The 25,055-nt window shown below is 65.4% G+C and carries 22 protein-coding genes; 12 read left to right on the forward strand and 10 right to left on the reverse strand.

The genetic code is table 11. The features are described 5' to 3' along the window. Positions 1-16 precede the first annotated feature (16 nt). From B0G83_RS08585 to B0G83_RS08610, 6 genes are all read right to left on the reverse strand, one after another. Positions 17-2,854 (reverse strand): UvrD-helicase domain-containing protein, encoded by a 2,838-nt coding sequence (locus B0G83_RS08585; RefSeq protein ID WP_105507001.1) that lies wholly within the window; start codon positions 2,852-2,854, stop codon positions 17-19. Between the two features lie 168 nt (positions 2,855-3,022). Then, positions 3,023-3,697, reverse strand: coding sequence for a hypothetical protein (locus B0G83_RS08590; RefSeq protein WP_105507002.1), 675 nt, complete (start codon positions 3,695-3,697; stop codon positions 3,023-3,025). Positions 3,698-3,768: 71 nt separating this feature from the next. Beyond that, on the reverse strand, positions 3,769-5,298 hold the full coding sequence (locus tag B0G83_RS08595) for a hypothetical protein (RefSeq protein ID WP_105507003.1): 1,530 nt from the start codon (positions 5,296-5,298) through the stop codon (positions 3,769-3,771). A gap of 151 nt (positions 5,299-5,449) precedes the next feature. Beyond that, positions 5,450-6,346 carry a hypothetical protein gene (locus B0G83_RS08600; RefSeq protein ID WP_105507004.1) on the reverse strand — a complete coding sequence of 299 codons (897 nt, stop codon included), beginning with the start codon at positions 6,344-6,346 and terminating at the stop codon, positions 5,450-5,452. A gap of 54 nt (positions 6,347-6,400) precedes the next feature. Then, complete coding sequence (locus B0G83_RS08605) at positions 6,401-7,681, reverse strand: Y-family DNA polymerase (RefSeq protein ID WP_105507005.1); 1,281 nt, start codon at positions 7,679-7,681, stop codon at positions 6,401-6,403. Positions 7,682-7,684: 3 nt separating this feature from the next. Then, the gene (locus tag B0G83_RS08610) at positions 7,685-8,134 is read right to left on the reverse strand and encodes a LexA family transcriptional regulator (protein ID WP_069744923.1); all 450 of its coding nucleotides are present in this window, start codon (positions 8,132-8,134) and stop codon (positions 7,685-7,687) included. Between the two features lie 340 nt (positions 8,135-8,474). Here B0G83_RS08610 and B0G83_RS08615 point away from each other — a divergent pair, with 340 nt between their 5' ends. The 4 genes from B0G83_RS08615 to B0G83_RS08630 are packed head-to-tail and all read left to right on the forward strand — an operon-like array spanning position 8,475 to position 12,945. After that, positions 8,475-10,202, forward strand: coding sequence for an SIR2 family protein (locus B0G83_RS08615; protein ID WP_105507211.1), 1,728 nt, complete (start codon positions 8,475-8,477; stop codon positions 10,200-10,202). A 2-nt stretch (positions 10,203-10,204) separates the two neighbouring features. After that, positions 10,205-11,650, forward strand: coding sequence for a nuclease PIN (locus B0G83_RS08620; protein WP_105507006.1), 1,446 nt, complete (start codon positions 10,205-10,207; stop codon positions 11,648-11,650). A gap of 3 nt (positions 11,651-11,653) precedes the next feature. After that, positions 11,654-12,427, forward strand: coding sequence for an abortive infection family protein (locus B0G83_RS08625; RefSeq protein WP_105507007.1), 774 nt, complete (start codon positions 11,654-11,656; stop codon positions 12,425-12,427). Then, positions 12,424-12,945 (forward strand): hypothetical protein, encoded by a 522-nt coding sequence (locus B0G83_RS08630; RefSeq protein ID WP_105507008.1) that lies wholly within the window; start codon positions 12,424-12,426, stop codon positions 12,943-12,945. The genes B0G83_RS08625 and B0G83_RS08630 overlap by 4 nt, the downstream gene beginning before the upstream one ends. A 3-nt stretch (positions 12,946-12,948) precedes the next feature. On the opposite strand, the gene B0G83_RS08635 is transcribed toward B0G83_RS08630, so the two are convergent. From B0G83_RS08635 to B0G83_RS08650, 4 genes are all read right to left on the reverse strand, one after another. Beyond that, positions 12,949-13,698, reverse strand: a complete 750-nt coding sequence (locus B0G83_RS08635; protein WP_105507009.1) for a hypothetical protein — start codon at positions 13,696-13,698, stop codon at positions 12,949-12,951. Continuing rightward, positions 13,695-14,378: a hypothetical protein gene (locus tag B0G83_RS08640; RefSeq protein WP_105507010.1), complete on the reverse strand. Its 684-nt coding sequence runs from the start codon at positions 14,376-14,378 to the stop codon at positions 13,695-13,697. The genes B0G83_RS08635 and B0G83_RS08640 overlap by 4 nt, the downstream gene beginning before the upstream one ends. Then, on the reverse strand, positions 14,375-15,217 hold the full coding sequence (locus B0G83_RS08645; RefSeq protein ID WP_105507011.1) for an endonuclease NucS domain-containing protein: 843 nt from the start codon (positions 15,215-15,217) through the stop codon (positions 14,375-14,377). The genes B0G83_RS08640 and B0G83_RS08645 overlap by 4 nt, the downstream gene beginning before the upstream one ends. 278 nt (positions 15,218-15,495) lie before the next feature. Continuing rightward, positions 15,496-18,009 (reverse strand): Eco57I restriction-modification methylase domain-containing protein, encoded by a 2,514-nt coding sequence (locus tag B0G83_RS08650; RefSeq protein WP_105507012.1) that lies wholly within the window; start codon positions 18,007-18,009, stop codon positions 15,496-15,498. A gap of 182 nt (positions 18,010-18,191) precedes the next feature. Here B0G83_RS08650 and B0G83_RS08655 point away from each other — a divergent pair, with 182 nt between their 5' ends. The 8 genes from B0G83_RS08655 (at position 18,192) to B0G83_RS08690 (ending at position 25,018) form a co-directional block, all read left to right on the forward strand. Beyond that, a complete protein-coding gene (locus B0G83_RS08655) occupies positions 18,192-19,673 on the forward strand; it encodes a hypothetical protein (protein WP_105507013.1) in 1,482 nt (493 codons plus the stop codon). A gap of 210 nt (positions 19,674-19,883) precedes the next feature. Further along, the gene (locus B0G83_RS08660; protein WP_146120181.1) at positions 19,884-20,201 is read left to right on the forward strand and encodes a hypothetical protein; all 318 of its coding nucleotides are present in this window, start codon (positions 19,884-19,886) and stop codon (positions 20,199-20,201) included. A gap of 123 nt (positions 20,202-20,324) precedes the next feature. Beyond that, positions 20,325-21,461, forward strand: a complete 1,137-nt coding sequence (locus tag B0G83_RS08665) for a hypothetical protein (protein WP_105507015.1) — start codon at positions 20,325-20,327, stop codon at positions 21,459-21,461. Positions 21,462-21,590: 129 nt separating this feature from the next. Beyond that, complete coding sequence (locus tag B0G83_RS08670) at positions 21,591-22,691, forward strand: ankyrin repeat domain-containing protein (protein ID WP_105507016.1); 1,101 nt, start codon at positions 21,591-21,593, stop codon at positions 22,689-22,691. Positions 22,692-22,810: 119 nt separating this feature from the next. Then, positions 22,811-23,155, forward strand: a complete 345-nt coding sequence (locus tag B0G83_RS08675) for an ankyrin repeat domain-containing protein (protein WP_181156769.1) — start codon at positions 22,811-22,813, stop codon at positions 23,153-23,155. 111 nt (positions 23,156-23,266) lie between these two features. Next, a complete protein-coding gene (locus tag B0G83_RS08680) occupies positions 23,267-23,821 on the forward strand; it encodes a hypothetical protein (protein ID WP_105507018.1) in 555 nt (184 codons plus the stop codon). Between the two features lie 244 nt (positions 23,822-24,065). Beyond that, entirely contained in the window at positions 24,066-24,524 is a 459-nt protein-coding gene (locus tag B0G83_RS08685) for a hypothetical protein (RefSeq protein ID WP_146120182.1), read from the forward strand. 116 nt (positions 24,525-24,640) lie between these two features. Further along, complete coding sequence (locus B0G83_RS08690) at positions 24,641-25,018, forward strand: hypothetical protein (protein WP_105507020.1); 378 nt, start codon at positions 24,641-24,643, stop codon at positions 25,016-25,018. The last annotated feature ends 37 nt before the right edge of the window (positions 25,019-25,055 follow it).

Here is a 25,055-nt window from a genome sequence, read left to right on the forward strand (position 1 = left end):
CGCGGACGGGGGCGGCTCAGCGACGCGACGCGGACGAGGCCGTGGGTCGGCGGTTGGTCTGGCTGGCCCGCGCTCCGTGGGTGGTCGCAGGCACTGGCGCGTTTCCCCGCTTCTTGGGCTTGTACTTGCAGGCGGGGAAGTTGGAGCAGGAGCGAAACTCCCCGTAGGGGCCGTTGCGCAAGACCAGAACCCCTCTTTTGCACGAGGGGCACTCTTCTTCCTGAACGACCTCCCCATCCGTGTCGGTGATCGACACCGCGCCGTCCTGCTCGAGTTCCCGCAAGAAGCTCGAACGCTGACCGCGTGCCGTGAACATGGCCACGCTGCGCCGCGCCCTGGTCAGGGCCACGTAGAACAGTCGACGCTCCTCCCCGTCAGGGCAGTTGTCCCCGGCGGGCATGGCCAACGCCAGTACCGGGTCGTCAGCGCGCGTGTTCGGGAAGCTACGCCCGCGCATCACGCTCAGCATTTCCGGCAAGATCACGTAGTCGGCTTCGCTTCCCTTCGATCGGTGGACGGTGAGGAACGACACATCCACCCAACGCTCGAAGCGGGCCTTGTTGGGCGGGACGTACTGCCGATCGGCGTTGTACCGGCCAAGCACGAAGACCGAAACCTTCCCATCGCGCCCAGGCGGGATGCTGCCGTCCTGGACCCCATGGGCCAGTTTCATCACGAACTGGTCGATGGCGTCGGCCAGCTTTTCCTTGTTGTCCACCTGGAACGCTTGCAGCACGGGGCCGATGGTGGGGGTGACCGACGTCACGCGTTTGCTGATCTGCGCTGGGTTCTTCGACACGAACCGGCTGGACACGTCGCACAGCGCTTGCGGACAGCGGAACGTCTGTTCGAGCTTGAGCACCTGCCCGTGGCCGAACCATTCCCGAAAGCCGGTCATCGCCGACACGTCGGCGCCCGCGAAGCGGTTGATGGACTGCCAGTCGTCGCCCACGGCGAACAGGTATCGCCCGGGCTTCTGTACCAAGGCGCGGCACAGTCGGGCCCGAGCCCGTGAGGCGTCCTGGAACTCGTCGGCCATGACCAGCTCGTAGGGCGCCTCGTAACGACCGCTTTCCAGATGCTCGGCCGCCAGGTTGAGCATGTCCTCGAAGTCGATGCCGTCCTCAGCCGCCAACGCGGCGTCCCACGCTTTGATGATGGGCTCGGCGATGTCGAGGAACATGCGGTACCGGTACTTGAACGCATCGTCCGGCAGGGCGTCCAGGCGTTGGCGCAGCGCCGCCGCGGTCAAGCAGTTGCTCTTGGCGTGGCTGATGAAAGTTCTCACCAGGCTCACCAGTTCCCCTGGCTCCATGGGCTTCTGACCGCCTGAGGGAATCTCGCGATCCGGGTTGGGGTCGAGTTGGATGCCCCGGCGGGTCAGCTCGTTGGCGAGGTGCTTGAACACGTCGCCGGTGCGGACCTGGTGGGACGTCGTTTCGATCAACGACGTCCCACGTTCCCGATGCAACTTGCGCTTCCAGTCGACGCCGGCGAGGTAGTCGCCAAAATGTTGCGGGGCCTTGCCGTTGGCGTCCAGGGCGAAGTGCTCGTGGTACAGCTCGATCCCTGGGTAAAAGAAGTCCGGGCGGTATTGGCGATGGTCCTCGTCGGCGGTCTTGAACTTGTACCGCTCCTCGTAGAGGTAATCCACGCCGTTGTAAAACAGCCAGTTGGAGAGGGTGGCCTCTTCCTGGCTGCGCACGCGCTTCCCGTCGGCGGTGAGGGTCCGGCCGTTGCCTTGATCGTCCCAGACGTCAGGTGAGCCGTTGGATCCGAACGCAGGCAGATCCTTGCCAAATACGAACCGGAAGAGGTCCCATTGGGTTCGGAAGGTGGCAGAGCGGTCCTTGAGCTGATCGACGATCTCGGTCAGCTTGCTGATGCCGCCGGCGGTGTCGGTGGCCCAATCCGGGACGTCCGGCTTTTCCTTCGTAGCCTTGCCGATGATGCGAAGGCCCAGGGCGTGGAAGGTTGAGGCTTCCACCGCGACGTCGTCCATGCCCAGCCGCCCGAACGATTTGGCGGCACGTTCCGCCAGTTCGACGGCGGCCTGTTTGTTGAAGGCCAGCATGACGATCCGCTTCGGCGCGACGAATCCCCGGTCGATCGCGTAGGCGGCCTTTGCCACCATGGTGGACGTCTTGCCCGAGCCCGCCGAGGCAACAACCTGCACGCGGTTGTCGAAGCAGATCACCGCCCGCGCTTGCTCCTCGGTGAGAGGCTTGCGCTCCACCCGGTCGAACAGTTCCTTGCACGCCGTCAACTCGCGCTTGGTATGGGCCGCGTTGAGGGAGGCCCAGTAGGGCCGATGGTCGGCTTCCCATTGGACGAGGGAATGTTCCACATCGGCTGCTTCTTTTCCCAGCCTGGCGTTCACGTTGGCCTTCGTCATGCGCGCACGAACGGCCTTCACGTCGATGGACGGTCGGGCCGCTTCAATGGCCGCCTGCGCCTCGTGCGTGATCCATCGTCGACCGGCTTCTGCAGCCAGCTCTTGCTCGGCTTTGTGGTCCAGCCAATCAAGCACAGTTTGATGAGCGCCTTGCACGAACGCCACGTCGTCGCGGATTTGCTTCTCGACCAGCGCGGCTTCCACAGCACTGGCCAAATCGGTCCCTCGGGCGTTGGGCAGCCCGTCCACTTTCACGACCCGCGAGGGGCTCGGGCGGAGCATGAGGTCGGTCCAGAACACGCCCGGATTCAGCCGATACGAGCTGGCGTCATCGACGTTGACGGTGTGCGTTTTTCCATCCACCGTCAACGACAGTTTCAAACCTTGAAGGACGAGGCGCCAGTCCGGCGATCGTGTCAGTTTTCGGCCCCACGCGGAGGGGGCCCATTCTTTTTTCATCGTCTGCCATGCAATAACCCCGGAAACCGGTCTCGGTCATGCCAGAGGCCCGGTCGCGCCATGATAGCCTGACGCCGCTTTGCAGGCGGGCGACGCATGCCATGCAATGTGCATTGGCATCACCCGCTGGCACGCCATCGGGGATGGGGCCTTCGGGGCCGTCCGACCTCAGCGCGAACCGTACAGCTTTTCTTCGATGGCCGCGTCGAGCCAGGCGACGAACCGTTGTACCGTGTCGATCGAGGTTTCCAACGCTTTCTGGTCGACGTGCACGGTAGGAGGGGCGAGCCATGAGCTGGCGCCCGGGTCCATCCCATCGAGCAACTCGACCTCGCGAGCATCGAGAAAAAACGAGCGCGTTGCGCCGGGTTTTCGGTCTGCGTGCCGCGGGCGCATCGAGGTGAGTTCGACCTCGTGCTGAATGCTGTTGCGCGTCAGAACGATGTCCTCGAGAGCATCCAGGCTCACGGGGCCGTTTTCGAGCGGGATGCCGAACGCCTCGGTGAAGATGGTGTTGTAGCCTCGGATCCATCCTTTCCGGAACACGCGCTTGCGTTCCTCGTCGGTCAGCTTCTCGCAGTGCAGGATGACCCGGGTCTGCAGATAGGCTTGCAGCGAGGAGGCCAACAGGCAAAGGCACGTGTGGCCCAGGACGTTGATTGAATCGCTGGCCTCCTGCCATTCAAGTTCGAACGGTGGGTCACCGTCCTCCGAGTAGGGAGGGATCCACGGGTCTTCCTCGTTCTCGATCTTGGTCCGGCGGTCGACGAAGGGCGCCGACGACCGCGCGTAAAGCTGCCGGATGAAATCCAGGCGGCGGTTCAGAAACCAAGCGACGTCCATGGCGGTCCCCCGATTGCATGTGTTCGAAACGTTGCGCCCGGCGCCATCCGCGACACCGGGCGCGCGTGCGCTTACGCGGTCTGGCGCGAGCGCTGTGCCTTGTGTTTGGCCAGGAAGGTTTCGATCCCATGGGTGCGCGGGAACGCCTTCTTCACGGCCTCGTGCGTGACCGTCCCAGCGTCAAGCAGGCGGGTCAACTCGTCCTCCCAACGCACCAGGCGGTGGGCGGTCAGGAACTCGTCGACGTCCGTGGATCGCTTGATCCCCCCGACGTCGTGCCCGCTGGCGACGTAGAGGTCGGCGACCGAGGCAGTGCCGCTGCCCATCGGGATGTCGACGGTGGCCGCGATGGCGATGATGCGGGTCAGCAGGCTTTCCTCTTCCTTCGCACTGCCGTAACGGGCGGAGGCCATGAACACCTGCGAGAGGTCGCTGCCGTAGGCCCCGCTGATGAGCAACATGTCCTTGCTGGCCTCAAGCAGCCGGTCCGAATGGGTGTAGCTCGGGGTGTAGACGATCCGGCGATACCCCTGGGCGTGCGCGCTCTCGATCGACGGCAGATACGGCAACGTCCGGATGGCTTCCGGCACGTCCCAGTCCTTCGACGGGGTGGAGCGGTGCCGCGGCATGATACGGACAGCGGGGCCCGCGTGCTCGGTCAGGGCGAGCGACGCCGCCACCAGGTGGATCGCGGCGTGGTCCTCGATGGCGCCCGATCCGAACAGCACCAGACCGCTCGTCTTGCCCGCCAGAGCGTCGCGGAGCGGACCGACCACCGAGGCCGGGAACGCGTCCGTGGTGGCCACGGTGGCCACGGTGGGCACCAGCTCGATGCGTGGCCACGGCCGGGCGAACGGCGTGACCGCTTCGAGTTCTCCCGCGTCAGTGACGACGCCGATCAGCGCCGTGTCGTGGTCCGTGTGGCTGGGGCGTGACGTCACGATCAACTGGACGTTCTCGTTGATGGTGTCCGGCGTCGGGGTGTCGAGAAGAACTGCGATGCGATGCCCGGAGTTCAAGGCATGGTTGCATGCCATTTCGAGGCGCTCGCCCGCGTCGTTCCACGACTGCTGGTCGAGCTTGAGCGGCCCAACGACCAGCAGCGTGCCGCTGGGCACTCGATCGAGGCCCGACGACCACAACCCGTAGTCGCCCAGGTCGATGCTGCCGGACCATCCGTTGCCGGCGCTCTCGGCGTAGACCAGCGCGCCGTCGGTCGCGTCCTCGTACGCTTCCAGCAGGGCGCCGATCGCGTCCGAGGAGGTCGTGACGTAGACGCCCGGGACGGGGCCCGTCGGCCAGATCTGCGGGGCATTGCGGGCGACGACCGCACCGGGCGGCGATAGGGCGACGAGCAACTCCTGCGGGGACATGTTGATCGCGAAGCGCTTCTTCAGGCGGAACGCCAGGCGGCCGGTCGAGGTGGTGTCCAGCTCGGCCGCGGCGACGCGCTCGGGGAACGCCATCACCTCGGGCCAGTTACGAAGCCCGGGCAGCGCTGCGATCAGGTCGAGCGCCTGGCCATGACCAAGGGAGGGGTGCGTGGGCTGCAAAAGGCCGCGGACGAGCCCGGCCAGCAGCTTCAACTGCTGCGTATCCATTGCTTTCTCCTGGGCGGCAAATCCGATGCACGCTTTGCGGACCGCCCATCGAAAACAAGGACTATGGAATGGGGTAGGTGCGGTGAGACATCGTCTTCGTCATGCCCCGGAGGGCGCGTGCGGCAGGCGACGACAGCCTGCCGCCACTATATCAGGAATACAGGGTCGTTCGGCACAAGGTCAGATAGTCCTCGTACACCCGTGCAAACTGCGCTGCGAGCTTGTCGAGTTCGGCCGCATCGGCGAGGTCGTCAGCGTTCGGACGGTCCCGAAACTGTTCATGCACAACCCAGATCCGATCGGCCGCTTTGCCGTACAGCGATGTGCGGTCGCCCAGCTCCTCCGACAACGTGTCGCACGCGTTGTACAGTCCGCTAAACGCTTCACGCAGCGTCTCGTCGTAGAACGCCGTGGCGATCGTACGCCAACCGTGCAGGAACTCGTGCAGCCGGGTCACCGGCTTGTACGGGAAAGGATGGCGAAAATCATGCTCGGCGAACTGCAAGACGAGCGTGTGGGGCAACGCCGCCTGCAGCTCGTCGAAGCGCGCCCGATCCTTGACCAGTCGTGCGTCGGGCCCGCCCAACGCCTCCAACCCGAACCCCCCGTAATGCTTGCGCAGCGCGTCTGGGCTGTTGCACAGTAGGTCTTGCAAATCAGCCCAGAACAGCACCTCGACGGTGAACTTCCGCTGTTCCTTGCGTTCGTCCGAGAGCAACAGAACCTGGCGCTCGATGGGGCCATTCTTTTTCGCCGACGTGGCGATGCAGTAATGCTTGATCGCCGGCTCGAACGCTTCCGCTTTCTGGATCTCGTCGAGGATGATCGCCATCGTGATCCCGTCGGGCATGTTCTTGCACTGGTACGCGATGAAGCGGTCGTCCTTGTCCCGCCCGTAGACGTCGACGCCAATCTGCTCTTGCCCGGCACGAGCGTGCAGGCGGAAATCTTTTGTGTGCCAGCGTAGATTTGCGCAGGTGCACACGATCTTTTCAAACGCTTGAAAACCTTCAGGCACCGGGAGGAACGTTTCGATTGGACTGGGCATGGCAGCAGACGGCAGTGGGCAACGCGTGAGTTTAGCGTGCGGAAACGGGCTTGCTCACCGCGCGGTGGGCAAACCCTCCCACTCGGTGGTGTAGCTCGGGGTCTTCGCGTTCTGGCTCATGTGCCAGGCCTGGTGGCCCTCGACGTTCCCGACCCGCAGGGTCCCGCGCCCGAATCGGTCGTTCACGGCGTCCAGCGCGGCCATCAGGCGCTCCCGGTGCGGCGCGGGCCCGGTGAACAGGTCGGCTTGCTCCACCGCGCGGTCCGTCAGGTCCAGCAGCATCACCCCCGCCTTGGCGTACTTGAAGCCCGGCTTGTACAGGCGGGCCAGGCCGGCCAGCGCGGCTTCCACCAGGCGCAGGGTGTCTCCCACTGGGACGGCGAGCGGTACCACCACCGCGGCGCTGTACTGCTTGTCCTTTTTCCGAAACGCGGACGTCTGGATGAACACGTGGACCTGGCCCGCCTTCAACCCCTGGCGTCGCAGGCGCTCGGCCGCGGTGGCGGCGAAGTCGCGCACGGCGATCGACAGGTCCTCCTGGGTGAGCACCGGGTGACCGAACGATCGCGAGCAGATGATCTGCTTCTGGGGCTGCGCCTCGGCCTCGAACCCGTAGCAGGCGATCCCGTTCAGCTCGTGCACCGTTCGTTCGAGCACCACCGAAACGGTGGACCGGATGAACGATGGGCTGGCGCGCTTCAGGTCCAGCGCGGTGGCGATCCCGTCGGCCAACAGGCGCTCGCGTAACCGGCGGCCCACGCCCCAGACCTCGCCGACCTCGACCCGGCCCAGCAGATCGTCGCGATCACGCTCCGGCAGGGCGGTGAGGTCGCACACGCCGGCCCACGGGCGCCCGACGTTCTTCTTCGCCACGTGGTTGGCCATCTTGGCCAGGGTTTTCGATGGGGCGATGCCCACGCAGGTCGGAATCCCGATCCAGCGCAGGACGCGCTCGCGCATCATCTGGCCGTAGACCGTCAGGCTCCCGGCGACGCCCTGCATCCCGGAGAGGTCCACGAAGCACTCGTCGATCGAGTAGACCTCCTGCACCGGGCTGAACTGGCCGAGGATGGCCATCATCCGGGCGGACATGTCGGCGTACAGCGCGTAGTTCGACGACAGGGCCACCAGGCCGGCCTCCTGCACCAGGTGGCGGATCTGGAAGAAGGGCACGCCCATCTTGATCCCCAGGTCCTTGGCCTCCTGGGACCGTGCCACGGCACAGCCGTCGTTGTTCGACAGGACGATGAGCGGGCGGCCGTTCAGCGCGGGCCGGAACACCCGTTCGCACGAGCAGTAGAAGTTGTTCCCGTCGACGAGGGCGAAGGTCGGCATGGCTCAGGCCCACGTCCGGACTTTGGTGGCGAGCACCTGGCGCAGGTTCCAGGTCACCACGCCCCAGACGGTCATTTCCTGGGCGTCGGAGAACACGATCGGCGGGTACGCTGGGTTGGCGGCCACGAGCTTGACCACCCCGGCCCGGCGGTACAGGCGTTTGACTGTGAACTCCCCGTCGACGCAGGCGAGCACGACCAGGCCATGCTTCGGTTCGATCGACCGGTCCACCACCAGCTTGTCGCCGGCCCAGATCCCGGCCCCGCTCATGCTGTCGCCCTCGACGTTGAACAGAAAGGTCGAGAGCGGGTTGAGCACCAGGACGTCGTTCAGATCGATGCGGCGCTGGGCGTGGTCCTGGGCGGGGCTCGGGAAGCCCGCCGGCACGCGCGACAGCGCTTCGACGATGAAAAGAGCGGCCGGGTCCTCGGCGAGGGGGACGGGGTGGTTCATGATCTGCGAAATACTGTATGGATATACAGTCTATCAGTCGAAAGCCATGCCAAGGAAAAGGGTTGGATCGCAATCCCCTGTCGCAGTGCGGGTTTGATTACAATCGTCGGACGAAGGGATGCTTGCAACCGCGCGTCCCTGGACGCGTGCGATGGCGAGAGGGCGGGAAGATCCCGGACGCCGCGCGTGCCAAGAACGAAAAAACACGGGAGCGGTTTTGAGCATTCAAACGGTTTCGGGGTCGCAGTTCGCCAGGATGTTTTGCCTTCGGCCTACGCAATACGCGTGGTTTTTGGGAGCGGGTGCGTCAGCCGCCGCGGGGATACCCACCGGCTACGCCATGATCACCGACTTCAAGAAGCGGATTTTTTGTGAGCTTTCAGGGGCGAAGCTCAAGGAGGTCGATGCGGACGACCCTATGTGGATTCAGCGTATTGAAGCGTTCCTCGCGTCGCGTTCTGTCCTTCCGCCGCCGAATGATCCAACGGAGTACGCTGCAGCCTTTGAAGCGGTCTATCCGACGCCGGAGGACCGACGCAACTACATAAGCGTGGCGGTGCAGAAGGGCACGCCGTCGTACGCGCACCGGGTGCTGGCGGCGTTGATCACGGCGGGTCGTGTGCCTTGTACGTTCACGACGAACTTTGACACCTTGGTGGAAACCGCAGCGACCATGACCGACCAAGTTGTGGCACCGGCCGATCGTGCCAACCTGTCGGTTGCGGGGATTGATAATGCGGATCGCGCGATGCTGGCCCTGGGCGAAAGCCGACCGCTCCTGGCGAAGATCCACGGTGACTATCAGTCGGTCAGCCTGAAAAACACAAACGAGGAGCTACGCGAACAGGACAAGAAGATGCGTACCGTCCTGACCAACGCTTGCGGACGGTATGGCCTGATCGTGGTCGGATACAGCGGCCGTGATGCGTCGGTGATGGAAGCGCTGAACGACGGGCTGAACCAAGCGACTCCGTTTCCTGCCGGGCTCCACTGGATGTCACGCTCCGCGAGCGGTTTGCTGCCGGACGTGCGGACTTTCCTCGAAGCGGCGGCAGCCAAAGGTGTCCGGGTCAACGTCATCGAATGCCAAACGTTCGACGAGTTGGCCGCTGACATTTCCGATGGGTCGACGTGGCCAGACCAGCTCGACGCCCATATCGGAACCTATACGGTGCCGACCGCGCTGAGGCCCGTGCCGCTGCCAACAGCAGAGCACAGCGCGTTTCCCGTACTCCGATGCTCAGCGTTACCCGTTCTGGAGATGCCGGCGGTAGCGAGGCGGATCACGCTCGATCGAAGTCTGACGACACCGGAGGCTCGACAGTGCCTCCGGGACGCGGACGTGTGGGCGATTGTCGCGAGCCGGGGGAAGGAGATCGCAGCGTTCGGAAACGATGAGGAGTTGGTGCGAGCCTTTGAAAAGGTTGGCGGCCGGATCGACGGCACCGTGAGCCTGGCACCGGCCGTGGACAGTTGGGCCCTTGGGCTTCTGTACGACGCTCTCACGCGCGCCGTCTGCCGTCATCGGCCACTTCGTGCCCGGTGGCGACGCGCTGGGCACGCAGTGATGGTTCACGGCGATTCAGACAAGGAAACGCCACAAGCTCGCGAGGCCCGCCGGTCGAAACAGGAGGGGCTCCGCAAGGCGTATCCGGCGGCACTGTACGGCGCCACCCCGCAGGGCTATCCGTTTTACGAGGGTGTCGAACTTCATCTGGAGCAAGCGGCTGAACGTTGGTGGTTGACGTTTGAGCCCGCGACCTTCGTCGATGTCCCATACCCCGAGCGCTCCATTGATCAGGCGGACGCCGATGCGCTCCTCGAAAAACCACGTTTTGTCGATCCCACGATCGACTGGCGGCGCGAACGTTGGGCGACGCGCTACAACGATGTCTGGGCTGCCATCATTGATGCTTGGGCGAACACACTTGCGGGCGATGCTGGCCAGGCGCTCTTGACGACGGGTGTGCCGCAAGGCGACGGGATTGACGCGGTCTTCAAACTATCGCCCGTTACCGCGTGGAGTCGACCCAGTCACGACCACGCATACTTCCATAGGGCCAAGTAACGATGGACTACAACCTTTCGAAGGCCCCATCGTTTTCACTGCTCGACGAGCCCTCGTTGACCTTCAACAGCGACGACACGGATTTGGACGAAAACCCCTTGCGTGGTTTGTTGCGCTTTGGCGCATACAACGGCAATACGTTTGCGGGCTATACCCCGAAGCTTCGCGTCGCGACGGTCGCGCCCGCGTCCGGGTGGCCGAAGCTCAAGGGCCTCGTTGACACCATCCGAACTGGGCATGAGGCGACCGACCGCGTTAAATACTTGCCCGCGTTTCCCGGATTTGAATCGTTGTTTCGCGTTCCGCTTGTCGCGGGACCGAAAGAGGTTCATATCAAATGGCCGGATGACCTCATGGCGCTTGCACCATCCGGAGCGCCGCATGAGCGGTTGTTCGCGGCCATGGCTCGAGCCATGGCCCAACTCGACGCTTTACATGATCAGTTCGACGTTGTGCTGGTGCATCTGCCTGATGCGTGGCAAACGGCTTTTACGGCGCAGGGCTTCGACGCCCATGATGCGCTGAAAGCGCTTGGCGCACGGTATGCGATTCCAACCCAGGTGATCAACGATCGCGCGTTCACGTTCCGGTTGAAGGCGTCGTTGGCTTGGCGCCTCTCGATCGCGCTATTCACGAAGGCGGGCGGCATACCCTGGAAGCTGGCGCCGATGAACGGCGTACCCGAGGGTACGGCGTACATCGGGCTCGCCTACGCGTTGAGGGGCGATCCCAAATCAGCGCAGTTCGTTACGTGCTGCTCACAAGTGTTCGACGCGGACGGTGGCGGCATGCAGTTCGTGGCGTTCGAGGCAAAGGATCAGGTCGCAGATCCACGGGAGGCTCGACGGAACCCCTTCCTCAGTCGCAGCGACATGCGAGCGGTCATGGCGCGCAGCTTGAGCCTCTACCTTCAGCGAAACGGGGGACGGCTGCCGCAACGCTTGGTCGTCCATAAGACCACATCCTTCAAAGACGAAGAACTACGGGGCGTATTCGATGGCCTGTCGACGGTGCCCGAGGTCGAGTGCATCGAGATCGGCAGCAGCGCGACATGGCGCGGGGTGTGGCTGAAACAAGGGAAGCCCGGAGGGCCCCGAAGCGTGCCGGATCGTGCACCCGTTCCGCGGGGAACGGTTCTGGTGAGAACAGGAAACTCGGCATTGCTGTGGGCATCTGGCAACGCACCATCGGCGGCGCTGAGCGGCGCGCTGTATTTCCAGGGCAGCAAAAGCATTCCTCGCCCGATCAACGTCACTCGACACGCTGGTCATGGCCCGCTCGAAGTGGCGGCCCTCGAAACCCTCGCGTTGACCAAGATGGATTGGAACAATGATGCACTCTACGACCCAGTCCCTGTGACCATTCGCTACTCACAAAAGCTGGCGAGAACGATCGCCAATGTTCCAGATTTACCTGGGCATGCCTATCCTTACCGTTTGTTCATGTGATCCATGTCGAGCCTGACCTCACGCGATCGTCGCTGCCTTGAACCGTTTCTCAACATGGGAGGCGGTTACGTGCTCAACTTTTCTGATCGCACCATGGGTGAGTTTTTCCAGGAGCAGGTTGGTCTCAACATTGACGGCGAAAAATTTCGGTTTAAGGGGACGTCTAAAGCCAACCGGATGCGCGCCTTCTGGGAACTTGAATCCGATCACACCGTGGCTCATGCGCTCGTCGCGTTGGTCGAATGGGGTGAGGAGTTCCGCTGTTTGCCGGACGATGCTCAACAGCGGGCCGCCGTCGAAACGATCATTGCACGACTGAAACTGAGCAGTCCGGTCCCCGAGATCGACGCTTTCACGGCTAGCGTCAACGCACTGGATTTCACCGCTGCGGCCAAACACATCCGCGCTGCGATCGAGGCCAACGAACCAGCGACTGCCCTGGACCGCGTGCACGTTTTTCTGATGAAGTTCCTGCGCACGCTCTGCGAGAAGCACGGCATCACCGTTTCTCGCGAAAAGCCACTGCATAGCCTGATGGGGGAGTACATCAAGCACCTTCGGGTGGCCGGACACCTAGAAAGCGAGATGACCGAACGTATTCTCAAGACCAGCATCTCGAACCTTGAAGCGATGAACACGGTGCGCAACGACCAGAGCTTGGCGCACGACAACCCTATGCTGAACCATGACGAGGCCGTGCTGATCGTCAGCCACATAGGTGGCCTCGTCCGTTTCCTGAAAACCATCGAAGCGAAGATCCAGTCAGGGCAACCATGACCACAAAGAAGACGGCCAAGCGCGGCGAGTTCAACCCCAACTGGCCCGTCCCGGACGAGTACCTGCTCGAGTTGGGTCGCATGGTCAGTTTGTGGGGTTCGTTGGAATCGACGACCGCAGTCGCAATCTCAAAACTTGCCGGCTACGACTCACCGACCGACCCTCGCGCATTGACGATGGTGGCACAGAGCAGCTTCCAGCAGCGGGTCGACATCGTAAGCTCCTTGTGCGGACAGCTTGTCGATCAGGTACCTCACCTGAGGGACTACGAAAGCGTCATCAAGAAGGTTCGTGCGGCCCAGGCAGGTCGCAACAAATACGCACACAACGCGCTTTCGCTGGACGACGACGGACTGGTCCATATTGCATACATGTCCGCTCGGGGCACCTTCAAGACGACGGTCGAGATCGTGCGGGTCGCCGAGATCAAGGAGGTCACCGCCAAGATTCACGAAGCGACGGTGGCGTTGCACGGATTGATCACTAACACTGCGGTCAAACCAATGTGGGAGCGCTGACGTTCATCGGGAGCGTGCGATGCGAGCTTGACGTCGACCACGTAGGTGGTTCATTTCGGCCCACAGTAGGTCGTCTTGCTTGGACGGCTCGATGCTGTTGAGCCGTATGTAGGCGACATCTTCCCAAAACCCCACGATCGCTTCGGCAAACCGGTCGAGCAGCTCGCGGGGCAGCACAGCCTGCTCGAACAACGGCGGCGACGGAGGGCCCATCGGCGGATCTCCAGCCGGCATCGTCAGCGGCGCCGACGACCAGTTGGGCCACAGCTCCGGATTCGCGCGGAACAGATCGTTTGCCGACTTGCCGTCCCCGTGGCGGCACGCGTTCCCGACCAGGTGCAGCAGCATCAGGTCGTCCCAGGTGGAGAACGCCCTTAGCGGGATGCCTCGCATCTCGGACAGCAGGCTACTAAGCTTGTCCATCGGCCCGTGTTGGGCCGTCCGACGCTGCTGGCCACTCGACGGGCCCGGGCCAACGCATTCACTCAACCAGTTTCGAAGCTGGCGCTCCCACAAGGACTGGATCGAAAGGCAGAAGGCCTGGATCGTCACGCGGAGAAGTGCTTCGGATTCAGCTTTGGCAAACATCCACGCGCCCTCGCGCCTCGTGGCCCATCGAGTGATGTCAGCGTCCAGCGCGGCGAGTGATGGGCGAACTACATCCTTTAGAAATGCTCGGGTCCGTAGGGGATGGTAGCCCGTTCGAACGTCGGCGAAGTTACTCGCCCATGTGTGGGTGTCGATGGTTTTCATAGGCGCTTGCGCAGGCGAATGGCGCGAAGGGCACGACGCCACCACGTGAGATCAGGGTAGGGCTCGGGCAGATCGCTGAAACGCTCGTACGCATCCATGTAGAACTTCAGCCCTACGTTGCCGGGGCGCGGATCGGTGCTGCTGAAAATCTCGTCGAAATCGGCGAAATCGAGCGGATCTCGTCGCCCTTTCGGCCACTTCGCGAACGCATGCACGATGATGGCGGATTGGATTTCAATCCCATCGCGATGTTGTTCACTCGGCGCGGGAAGTCCTACCCTTTGATAAAACGAGGGTTGATGGTAGGCCGGCCCTCGGAGCGCCAGATAAAACCGGTGCCTCCAGTGCTCCTCGTGGTCTTCGACAATACGGCGGTGCACCCGAACCCGGATTTTCTTTTTCAATGCCTTGTAGGTTTCTAGGTTCCGCGCGGCGGTCAACCAGTTCAGGCGCTCGACCGGGACAGGGGCTACGTGCGCCCCTTCGTCCGTCAACGCATCGTAGGCACGTTTGAGCGCAAGAACAGCCTGGTCGAGCAGTGCTGCATTCCTCTGGTAACGCAACGGCCACGTGATCGCGAAGATCGCGATCACGGCGGCAACCGACGCGACCTTGACGTCCGTCACGGATTCGAACAAAGCGGTGATCGCGTCAACCGCGTGGGACAGGGAAACGATCATGTTGCTGTCCCGACGGACGCCGCCTGCAACGCGACGGGTGCCAGGCTGACGGCCAACTTGTATTCCATGAGCTGCACGCGCGGGGCGACCTTCCCGGCGTATTTGAGCTTGTCGCTGATCGAGTTCGCCACGATCACCCCGGACACGGTCTTGCCCTTGGCCACGTGGTGCTCGATCCAGCCCATGTAGCGCTGCACCTGACCGAGCGCGGCGTCCGGGCCCCGGCCCAGTTTCAGCTCGAACACCACGAAGTTGCCGTCGCGGTCGAGGAACAGCAGGTCCGCGGGGCCGCAATCGGTCTGGTACTCGACGCCGTCCCGCCCGTCGGCGTCGACGAACAGGGTCAGCGGGCCGTGCGCGGTGGTGCTCGGCGGGTTGCGCGCCAGGTAGTCGCGCAGGTGGCTTTCCAGGGCGAACGCACCACCCCCGAACCCATCGTCCACCGGCTCGGACGCTTCGCCGTCCAGCGGGGTGGGCACGCCTTCGGCATCGTCGTCCACGCGGCGCACCTTCAAACCGTCCGGGGTCTCCTCGATCGCCCACAGGCCGTGCTTGTCCGGGTCGTACCACACGACCTTGCCGCGGCCGGTGGCGAACAGGAAGTCGTACCGGCCGTTGGCCAGGCGCGGCTTCTTGTTCTCGGGGTAGCCGATCCGGCCAACCCGGTTCACCGTGCAGATCGCGATCTGGCAGTTCACCGTCCCCTCGTTCAGGTCGGGGTAGTCCTGCGCCAGGATCTGCTTGATCTCCGCGTTGCTGGTCTCGCGACCGAGCGGCTGCACCGCGTCGTGGATGAGTTGCCAGATGAGCGGGCGTGGGGTGGTGGGGATGGTGCTCACGGCTTGGGTCCTCGCGTTGGTCGTGTGGCCGGGCGTCGAGGCCAGGCAGGCACCGATTGAACCACGACGCCTCGCGCGGGCACCAGCGGAAAAGTGTTGCTCTCCAGCGTACCCCAGGGCCATAGGCCGGGCGGGAAAACCGGCGCTGACGCCGTGGAGGCCGCAGGCCGGGTTCGTGCGCAGGAGCCTCCGGCTCCGAGGCCTTCACGGGGCACGGACCGTCCGTACGGGAAAAGGGGTGCCACGGCACCCCTTCGCGTTCCACCCTCCGGTTCGACCTACACCGTCGCCGGCTGCTGGGCGGTGGCCACCGGCGCCGCCACCACGCGCGGCGTCACGACCTCCGGCACCAGGCGGAGCTGGTTGGGCGTGAACGAGCGGAAGCCCCCGGTCCACTGCTTGCCACGGCGGCGCAGGAAGCGCCACGTGTCCGGGGATTCGAGCAAGGCCTTCACGCGCTGGTGGTCCGCCGGGTTCTTCGCACGCACGACGTAGCCCGACGCCCAGAGGAATCGTCCGCCCAGATCCTCCGGCGTCACGTCCAGGGGGGCCATCGGGCCCTTGGCCATGCACGGCACCAGCAGCAGGCGCTCACTCGGGGCGAACGTGTAGAGCCCTTGCTTACGACCGAAGGCATACCACGCCCCGTAACCGCGCAGGTCTCCACCGTCGCGGGCGTGCAGACGCGCATAGTGGTCACGGAACCAGTCCAGTACCTCGGGCTCCATCCCCGGCTCCGGGATCACGTTAAGCGACGCGTCGTACGGGCAGAGCAGGCGGTCGGCCCGCTGCGCGTCGGCGAGCGTCTTCACCTTGGTGAGCTTCAGGAACAGCGGGGCGGCGGCCAGCGGCAGGCGCACCGGGCGACCGTGGACGTTCGACGCGTGCACCACGTCCCCGTCGACCGTCCAGTTCTCGACCGCGTACGCCTCGTTGGCGTTGGTGTTGACCCCCACCAGCACCTCGGCGAGGACGCCCAGCGTGGTGGCGTCCGGGTCCACCGCATCGCCCGGCATCGCCGGATCGAGCGCCCATGCCGCCGGGCCCATGGCCTCCTCGCTCTGGCGGAACGCCACCGTCCACGGGGCGTTGCTCTCGTGCGGCATGTCCGTGCGGAACAGCACGGGCGCCTGGGTGGCCGGGCCGGTCACCACAATGGCGGTGAGGACGCTGGCCCCCTGCGGACCGAGGAAGACGCGGCGGTGCTCGAAATCGATCACCGAGCGCACGCGCGGGCGCAGCAGGACCCGCAGCGCGGTCCCGGCCGTGGTCCGCATCCACGCGTTCGGGGCGATGATCACCGAGCGGGTGGACTGGCGTTGCGCCAGCTCAAAGAAGGCCTGGTACAGGTCGGCCGTCCCCTTGGCGCACGTGCTGAACGACGCGCGCACACGGGCGGCGTAGTTCGCCGGCAGCTTGCCCAGCCCCACGTAGGGCGGGTTGGCGATCGTCGCGTCGAACGTGCGGTCCGACCAGCCGGCGAACAGGGCATCGCCGACGCGGGCGTTCAGATCCGACGTCACCCCATGGCTGGCGAAGTACGCGCGGTACAGGTCCGTGAGGTCCTGCACCGCCTGACCGTCGAGATCGCTGACGAACAGTTTTTCCTCGCAGTACCGCGCGACCTGCTCGTGGGTGAGGCCACGGGCCAGCCAGTGGTCGACCATGGCGAAGACCAGCGAGCCGCGACCGCACGACGGTTCCAGCACGGTCTCGTGGGGCTGCAGACGCGCAAGGTCGACCATCGTGCGGGCCAGTTCGAACGGGGTGTAGACGACACCGCCGACCATGCGTCCCTGGGCGTCCATGCCCGACAGGCGGACCAGGTCGGCGATGCGCTCGTATACGGCCGGGATGGTCATGGGGGCGACGGCCGGCTCTGCCACCGACTCAGCCGGTTCCTCGGCGGCCGGCTGGACCACCACCTCGGCGACGTCCGCGAACCAGTCGGTGGTGGCGAACCAGCGATCGACCCCGGCCCGCTCGTAGGCCTGCACCATTTCACCGTTGGCGATGCTCGGGTTCCCCGCGACGCAGGCCTTGATCGGGGCCCAGTCGATGGCCTCGAAGTCGGCGCGGACCTCGGCGACCCGGGTCCGGTCGGTCACGCGCACGAAGCGGTGGGACCCCTGACCGAGGTGCTCGGCGTCGAGGTCCTTCACGCGACCGGCGTGAACGCCGACGCGCTGAATCGCGAAGTCGGCGGTGTGACGCTGGGCGTAGGGCACGAACGCGAAATCCGAGTGCTTGGTCGGCAGCACGGTCAGCGGGCGTTGCTCCTCGCAGCGTTCCCACACCTGGAAGACCGTGGGCACCTCGGCGGGCTGGCCCTCGAAGACGAACGCGTCGAGCGGCAGCACCTCCTCGTGGGCGAGGTGGAACGCGCGGTCGAGCTGGTTCTGGACCGACGGCTTTTGCCACGAGCGCGGGACGATGAACGCGATGCGTTCGGCGCGCAGCTCGGCGCAGCGGTTGAAGAACGCGACGTCGTGCTTGAACGGCGGGTTGCCGACCACCACCAGCGGGCGATCGTCACCGGCCGGGGGCGTCCAGCTCAGGAAATCCGCCTGGACGGCCCCCGGGCACTTCGGGTCGAGGTCGACCCCGAGGGCGTCCGGCGGGAGCAGCGACAGGAACGCGCCGGTGCCGCACGACGGCTCGAGCCAGCGCACCTCGCCGGACCAGCGGTCCCCGAGGTGCTCGGCGATCAGCTCGTCGAAAAGGCGTTGAGCGAGTTGGGGGTTGGTGTAAAACTGGTCGAGATCACGACCGACGTTGTTGGAGGTCTTCACGAGGTCCGCTCCGAAGTGGGTGGACCTCTACTTTTTTCTCCCACACCTCCTGAGCTGAGTCGCTCCCCGCACGGGGCCTGGACCGCTTCGCGACTCACCGCCCGGTGCCCCGCGTCCCGCAAGGGCGTCCGCCCGTCGCGCTACAATCCCTGGAACAACACGACCAGCAGACCGGGGGCGAGATGGCGACAGGCAAGGCAGCAGGCAAGGCGAACGCAGCGACCAAAACGAAGCGAACGGAGAATCACGCGTACGACTGGAAGCCCGTGCGGGGCAAGGCGTGGTCGCGCACAATGCGCTCGACGGTGGAGCGGGTGCTCAACCGGTCGGAGGACCTGCCGCCCCGGCTGCGAGAGCCGCACTTCCGCGCGCATCTGCTGCTGTCGTTGAAGCACATCGTCGGCGACGGACCCGACGTCGAGGACGGCAAGGGCACGGTCTGGGAGATCTCGGGTCGGCGGATGGACAAGCTCAACGAGGGGCAGCGTGAGAAGGATGGCGGCGCCACGGGCAACGCCTGGACCCGGTGGGAGAACGGGGCGAACGTCCCGTCCGAGGACAAGATCCGCGGCACCTTTGGGCTCTTCCCGGGCCACGAGACGGTGCTGGGCACCGACCACGACGGCAATCCCTTTAAGGCGATCGACGTGGGGTTCGCGGAGCTGTACTGGTCGGTCGGCCCGTGCGCGGACGACACCGTGACGCCCATACCGCTCTGGGCGATGATGGGCTGCGACACCTCGACCGCGGCGCTCTGGGTCCCCGTCCTGCGCTACCACGACGGCAGTGGCGAGGACGGCCATGCGGTCGCGGACCACCTGGACACCGGCGTGGCGTTCGTCCGTTCGGACGCGCCGGTGCCTAGCGGAGCAAAGGCAGAACCCAGGGCCACGCCATCACCAGCGTTGGAAGGCAAGGCGCGCATCGAGGCGACGCGTCAGAACCTCAAGCTGTTGCTGAACCGCTCGGGCGAACCGAACGGTGAGGGTGCGTCCGACGATGCGTCGGGCGGGCGCTCGATGTTCCCCAAGCCTGGATTCACCCCATCGCCGGACGCGGCGCCGTCAGCGTTCGACGGCCCGGCGCGCGCCGCGAACCTGCGTCTGAACCGGCGTCCCTTGCTCAACCCCGATCTCTCACCGGCGGAGCAGGTCATGCTCCTCAAGGCGAACACCAGCCACCAGGCGCAGCAGCTCAGCGAGCTGGGCGCGGACGGCTTTTTGCACCTGATGGGCGTTGACAGCATCGAGCCAGCGGGCGAGGGGAGCGCGCTCAGCGTGGGCGATGTGATCGTGCTGGCCCTGGCCACCACCTTCGCCAAGGGCGAGCGGGGCGACCTGCGCAGCCGTCTGGAAGACCCGGTCTTCACGGCGCTGCGCGAGCGGCACCGCAAGATCGTCCGGTGGGCTCAGGCGTTCGGGATTGAGGCGGCCGTGCGTCGCTGGCTGCGCACGCTGCACAGCGACTACCTGGACCGCAACGGCCACGCGTTCCTGCCGATGGAGACACCGGCACGTCCGGACGAGGAGCTGGTGTACGACCGCGACGACCCGGAAGCGGAGTACCAGGCATACGAGGACAACGTGCCCACCGTCACCGCCGAGCGCGCCCGTCCGGGGCGTTTGAGCGGCGACCAGCGGCTTTCCCGTCGGCGCAAGGCCTGACGTCCAGCGGCTCCGCACCCTGGTGCCGACCACCGATCCGCACCCCGGCCCCCAGCCCGGGTTCCCCGGGGTTTTCCGCCCCGGGACCGCTGACCCTCTCCCCACCATGTGAGTTGCGCGGCGTCCAAACCAGGACGCGGGCGTAACTCAGCCTGGGCGACCCGCCCACCGACACTGGTCTCCGAAGAAAACAACGTCACGGTGACCAGCATGACCCAGCAGACCACGTCCTCCGCGTTCCCGAACGATCGCCCCGGTCCGATGGTGGACGTCAAACCCCTGATCGAGCAGTCCTGCACCCGCGTCCCGTCGTGGGTGGCGCAGGTACTGGTGCCGCACGGCACGTTCGAGCAGTGCGGCCAGCAGGTGGACCGCAACCTCCCGATCGCCAGCCCGAACTACGCCGAGGCCCTCTGGTGGTCGCTCCTGCTGCGCATCCTGCAGGACGGCTCGGGCCGCATCGTGGTGCGGATGCCCATCAACGACATGGAGAGCATCGACGGTTGGGATCCGCTGATCGCCGACTGATCGTTGGTTCGCATCGCCCAGCGCTTGAGTCGTGCCACGCGCTGGGCGACCCCCTCCCGACGACTCAAGCCGACCCGCTCGGGCCGCAACACTTCCCCGGTTTCACATCACCAAGGACCCACCATGCCCTTTTGCCATCTGGACCTCATCACGCTCCCCGCCGAGATCCCGTCGGACCCGGACGAACGCGCGTCGTTTTGCCAGCTCGTCACCGACCTGCTGGCCAACCCCAAGGCCAAGCCGGGGACCTACCGTCACCACGGCGTGCCGTTGGTCCACCACGCGGTGCGCACCAGGAACCTGGCGGCGCTTCAGCTCCTCGGGCGCGGCGGGGTCGACCTGAACAAGCCGTTCCGGGACGTGGTGGACGGCACGCCGGCGGCGTTCACCCTGACGGCGTTGGAGGAAGCCATGCTGCGCGAAGACATCGGTCTGGTGACGGCGCTGTTCGAGGCGGGGCTGGACCCGATGGTTCTGAACGAGCAGAAGATCAACAAGCGGCCGTACCGCGCGCTGCTGCGCATGGGGAAGGAGCCCAGCGTCGAGATGGTCGACACGCTGCTGGACACGTTGGCGGGCGCCGCCGAGCTGCAAGCGCTTGACATGACCCGCGCCATGGTCTTGGGGTTCTTCCGCTGGAAGTTGCCGTATGTCGACCTGGTGGAGCATCTGCTGGCTCGCATCAAGTGGGAATGGGTGCGCACGCCGATCGCCACCGCTGCGCTGACGAGGTTGGGGGACACGCTGGCCAGCCACAAGCACGTGACGATTCACCGGTTCGTGCCGATCCTGCTGGCCGCGGGCGCGGAGGTGTATCCCGAGGTGCTGGTGGACGTGGTGGATCGCATCCGTCCGAACGCGGCGCGCGCCAAGACGTTGGACCTGCTGCTGGCCGCCGGTGCAGATCCGCACGAAGAGGTGACGCCTGACAGCGGTCCCCCGTGGACGACTGCGTGCCTCACCGCGATCGTCAAGGGCGATGAGGTGGCGATCGACCGCTTCATCGGCACCGGTGAGCAGGGCAAGGCGTCGCTCCAGATTCTCCGGGAGCAGTTCGACGACAACACCGGCGGGTGGATGGCGTGGTTCAACCGGCCCTCCGGATGGGTGACGCAGGCCGGGCGTCAGGCGTACCTCGGGGTGCGTCGCCGCTTCATCGCGCTGGAAGTTGAGGAGCTGGCCGTGGTGGCAGACGCAGCGCTCGCCGAGGCCAAAGGGGCTGCAGCGCCCGAAACGGCACGGGTGCGCGCCCGTTTGTAGCCCAGCGGGCAGGCCAGCCCTGGGCGTGAGTCGCGACACCCCGGGGGCGACCTTGGGCTCACGACTCAACCAGGGCGGACCCCCTCGCGATACTGAACCCATCGACACCACACACCACGGAGCAACCCCATGACCGCCACGAACATCGCAGCAATCCTTCGCCCGATCACGTCGATCGACCAGTTGATGAAGGAGGCTGATGCCCTGATTCAGTGCTACTTCAAGCGTGAAATCGCGCAAGAAAAGGCACACTGCCTGCTGGACAAAAGGTTGATGGCGGCGGCGCTGGAAACGATCGGTGGCCCCGACGCCGCCACCGCTGTTCTGAATGCGGCTGTGGCACTGGACCACCCTGCATTCGTAAGGGAACTGCTCGATGCTGGTGCGAATCCCGACGGTCTCAAGTTCGGCGGGTACGGCCCGGAAAGCACGGACTGCCCCCTCGCCACGGCGATCTTCGACATCTTTGAAAGCAGCAGCGCGTCCATCATCAACATGCTGCTGATCGAAGGGGCTACGCCGGACCGTCGGCGCACCGGCGACACCCTTCTGCACGCACTCGCACGCGGCGGAGACCTGCTGGGCGCCGACCCGGCCCGCGAGCAATGCTTCCATTGGATGGTAGCTGCCGGTTGGGTGGTGAACGCTCGCAACGACGAGGGCGCTACCCCTCTGATCGAAGCGGCCAATCTGGGTAACCACTACGCGGTCGCGGCACTGATCGCGTTGGGCGCCGACGTCCATGCCATCGACGTCTATGGGTACAACGCCCTCGACATGGCCATGAAGAGCGTGGATCACCGCAATGTCGCGGCCGACTTCGGCGCCTGCGTTGAAGTGCTGGTCGGCGCTGGGGCGAAACCGTGCAAGCCGTGCGGTGACGATTACCACGTAGAGCGGGAACGCTTGCGCGCGCAGTATGCCCAGATCGTCCAGCTTATCAAGGCCAACGTCGATCTCACCGAGCTGGCGCAGCTCCTCGACAAGGGGCAATACCTCGAATCTCGGGTGGATAACGAGGGCGCCACGCCCCTGATCATCTCCGCCAAGCACGGCAACCACAATGTTTTGACCTTCCTGATGGGGCGTGGGGCAAACATCAACGCGGTGGATCACAACGGCCTGAACGCTCTGGACCATGCGGTGGGCGCGGTACGCCAGTGCCGCTCGGAGCTGCTGCTCAGCATGGCGATGGCCACGCAGCCGGTAGGTGCGTCGCGCAGTTTGTAGGCCGGCAGGCGGGCATGAGTCGCGGGACCCCGGGGGCGACCTTGGGCTCACGACTCACCCAGGGCGGACCCCCTCGCGATACTGAACCCATCGACACCACACACCCACGGAGCAACCCCATGACCACCAGCATCGCCAACGCGTCCCTCTGCTGCGCAGCGTTTTTCGGCGACCTCGACGCGATCCGCTCCTACCTCGACGACGGGGCAGACGTCAACGGCGCGTTGACGAACAACGCCGGAGAAGCGCTCACCCCGCTGATGTGGGCCAGCGCCGGCGGCCAGATTGAAGCGATGTACCTGTTGCTCGCCCTCGGGGCATCGCCGACCTTCACCGATCCGCAGACCGGCGTGACGGCGCTGCACTGCGCAGCCATGTCCAACCAGCCGGAAGCGGTGGCGGTGCTGAAGGCCTACGTGGCGGACCACCACGCCTTGGCGCAACACAACCGCGGCACGACCTGATGAAGCCCATCGACCTGAGCAAACCGGGCGCGGCGGCGCACGCGCTGCTGAGCCGCTGAACCCTGAAACGTCTTAACCAACCACCAGTTTTTCACACCAAGGAGCTTGACCATGGCCACCCAGATCCAATGCACGTCCGCGGAGCTGCCGAACCTCATGCCGTTGCTCGCCACGCTGACCGATTTCACGTTGAACGTGATCCCGGCGTCGATCACCACCGCCGCGCAGGCCGCTCAGGCGGTCGTACAGCTGGTGGTTCCCGTTCCGGTGGCGCAGGTGGCAGCACCCGTTGCCCCGGTGGCTTCCGTGGCCCCGGCGGAGGACGTATCGACCATGGGCACGGCGGAGGTGATGGAGCTGTTCGGCTACGTCACGCCGCAAGCGGTGGCGGACCTGATGCAGCGCGCCGAGATCCCGGCGATTCAGCGCGGGCGCAACAACTACTACGACCGTGCCAAGGTGCTGGCCCTGAAGAAGTTGTACAGCGAGACGTTCAGCTTGTCCGAAGCGTCGGAGCTGGTGGGCTACAAGAACCCGTCGGGCCTGTTGCTGCACATCGGGCAGCGCCGCATCACGCCGACCATGGTGGCGGGCCACATGCGCTTTCAGATGAAGGACATCGAGCAGTTCGAAAAGCTGCGCGGCCCGGTACGCCGCCACTGGTAAGCACGGCATCGCGCACCACCCGCAGCACCGCATCCCTAGCTCCACGCGCAGCACCCAGCGCCACGGCGCTCTCCCTCGCGACACGTCCGGGTCCCTCCGGAGAAATCGCCCCGGTTCGTCGGGGGCACCACACCGTCCCACCTCGCTGACCTCCAACCGCCATCACCGGGAGACCCCATGGCCACGCACCACCGCATCCTCGGCACGCCGTACGCGCGCCGTCCAGGCGTCGGCCGCCCGTTCCGTGTCGATCCCCATGCCGCCGCACGGGGTCCCGTACGACTACTACGCGGCGGCGTACCTGCTCGCGGTGCAGACCGCCAACCAGCGCGGGGCCGTGCTCGCGCTTGACCTGGTGCGCAAGGCCCACACCGTCGATCTGCTGGGCACGGCGCTGCTGGCCGACATCGCTTTGGGCGACATGGTGGCGGTGCGCGAAACCTTGTCCTCCCCGTTGGCGGCGGAGCACCTGCACCGCGTGCGCTACCACCAGGACGACCAGGGCGGGGCGTTCATCGGGTTCAAGGACCTCACCCCGTTGCACGTGGTGGCCATGCACGGCCTGGCGAAGTTCGTCCGTCCGTTGCTCAAAGCCGGGGTGAATCCGCGGGCGCGCACGGCGTGCGGCAAAACCGCCCGCGACCTGGCGGAGCGCCGTGGTCACAACCCGGTGGTGGCGGCGCTGTCCGGGCGCACCGGCTAAGGGGGCGCTCCCCCGTGAGTCGCCCGCCGCGTTTTCGACGAGCGGTCCGCGACTCACCAGGGGAGACCCAGGCCACGACACTGGATCCGTCGAAACCAACCCACGAGGACACCACCATGCGCTACACCCCCATCGAACGGATCAACGCCACCCGCACGGCCAGCAAGGACCTGAGCTGGGACACGGGCACGGGCACCTCGCTGTCGTGGACGATCTCGAACGTCGGTCTGGATCAAGCGGCCGAGGACAACCTGCCGATCGTCAGTCGCTTGGTCGACGACCTGTTCCACAGTCTGGGCGACTCGGGCGCTCCGCCCCGCAAGCTGATGGCCGGCCGCTTCAAGACCGTGGCGAAGCACATCGGCGCCGGCTCCCGTTGCCGCATCACGTTCGACATGGTGCTGCGCGCTAGCGCTACCAGGTGGGCCTACAAGGCCACCTTCAGCTCCCGCTGCATCGAGTTCGCCGAGCTGGAAATCTCCGGCGTCCTGTAACCCCAGCCCCTGACCACCTCACCCGAAACCCACCAGG

Origin of the sequence: Paraburkholderia sp. BL21I4N1 (genome assembly GCF_002973525.1) — a bacterium.
GTDB lineage: Bacteria > Pseudomonadota > Gammaproteobacteria > Burkholderiales > Burkholderiaceae > Paraburkholderia.

Excerpts from the sequence above, each read along its gene's own strand:
- B0G83_RS08585 (WP_105507001.1), bottom strand. The coding sequence starts at position 2,854 with ATGAAAAAAGAATGGGCCCCCTCCGCGTGGGGCCGAAAACTGACACGA.
- B0G83_RS08590 (WP_105507002.1), bottom strand. The coding sequence starts at position 3,697 with ATGGACGTCGCTTGGTTTCTGAACCGCCGCCTGGATTTCATCCGGCAG.
- B0G83_RS08595 (WP_105507003.1), bottom strand. The coding sequence starts at position 5,298 with ATGGATACGCAGCAGTTGAAGCTGCTGGCCGGGCTCGTCCGCGGCCTT.
- B0G83_RS08600 (WP_105507004.1), bottom strand. The coding sequence starts at position 6,346 with ATGCCCAGTCCAATCGAAACGTTCCTCCCGGTGCCTGAAGGTTTTCAA.
- B0G83_RS08605 (WP_105507005.1), bottom strand. The coding sequence starts at position 7,681 with ATGCCGACCTTCGCCCTCGTCGACGGGAACAACTTCTACTGCTCGTGC.
- B0G83_RS08610 (WP_069744923.1), bottom strand. The coding sequence starts at position 8,134 with ATGAACCACCCCGTCCCCCTCGCCGAGGACCCGGCCGCTCTTTTCATC.
- B0G83_RS08615 (WP_105507211.1), top strand. The coding sequence starts at position 8,475 with ATGATCACCGACTTCAAGAAGCGGATTTTTTGTGAGCTTTCAGGGGCG.
- B0G83_RS08620 (WP_105507006.1), top strand. The coding sequence starts at position 10,205 with ATGGACTACAACCTTTCGAAGGCCCCATCGTTTTCACTGCTCGACGAG.
- B0G83_RS08625 (WP_105507007.1), top strand. The coding sequence starts at position 11,654 with ATGTCGAGCCTGACCTCACGCGATCGTCGCTGCCTTGAACCGTTTCTC.
- B0G83_RS08630 (WP_105507008.1), top strand. The coding sequence starts at position 12,424 with ATGACCACAAAGAAGACGGCCAAGCGCGGCGAGTTCAACCCCAACTGG.
- B0G83_RS08635 (WP_105507009.1), bottom strand. The coding sequence starts at position 13,698 with ATGAAAACCATCGACACCCACACATGGGCGAGTAACTTCGCCGACGTT.
- B0G83_RS08640 (WP_105507010.1), bottom strand. The coding sequence starts at position 14,378 with ATGATCGTTTCCCTGTCCCACGCGGTTGACGCGATCACCGCTTTGTTC.
- B0G83_RS08655 (WP_105507013.1), top strand. The coding sequence starts at position 18,192 with ATGGCGACAGGCAAGGCAGCAGGCAAGGCGAACGCAGCGACCAAAACG.
- B0G83_RS08660 (WP_146120181.1), top strand. The coding sequence starts at position 19,884 with ATGACCCAGCAGACCACGTCCTCCGCGTTCCCGAACGATCGCCCCGGT.
- B0G83_RS08665 (WP_105507015.1), top strand. The coding sequence starts at position 20,325 with ATGCCCTTTTGCCATCTGGACCTCATCACGCTCCCCGCCGAGATCCCG.
- B0G83_RS08670 (WP_105507016.1), top strand. The coding sequence starts at position 21,591 with ATGACCGCCACGAACATCGCAGCAATCCTTCGCCCGATCACGTCGATC.
- B0G83_RS08675 (WP_181156769.1), top strand. The coding sequence starts at position 22,811 with ATGACCACCAGCATCGCCAACGCGTCCCTCTGCTGCGCAGCGTTTTTC.
- B0G83_RS08680 (WP_105507018.1), top strand. The coding sequence starts at position 23,267 with ATGGCCACCCAGATCCAATGCACGTCCGCGGAGCTGCCGAACCTCATG.
- B0G83_RS08690 (WP_105507020.1), top strand. The coding sequence starts at position 24,641 with ATGCGCTACACCCCCATCGAACGGATCAACGCCACCCGCACGGCCAGC.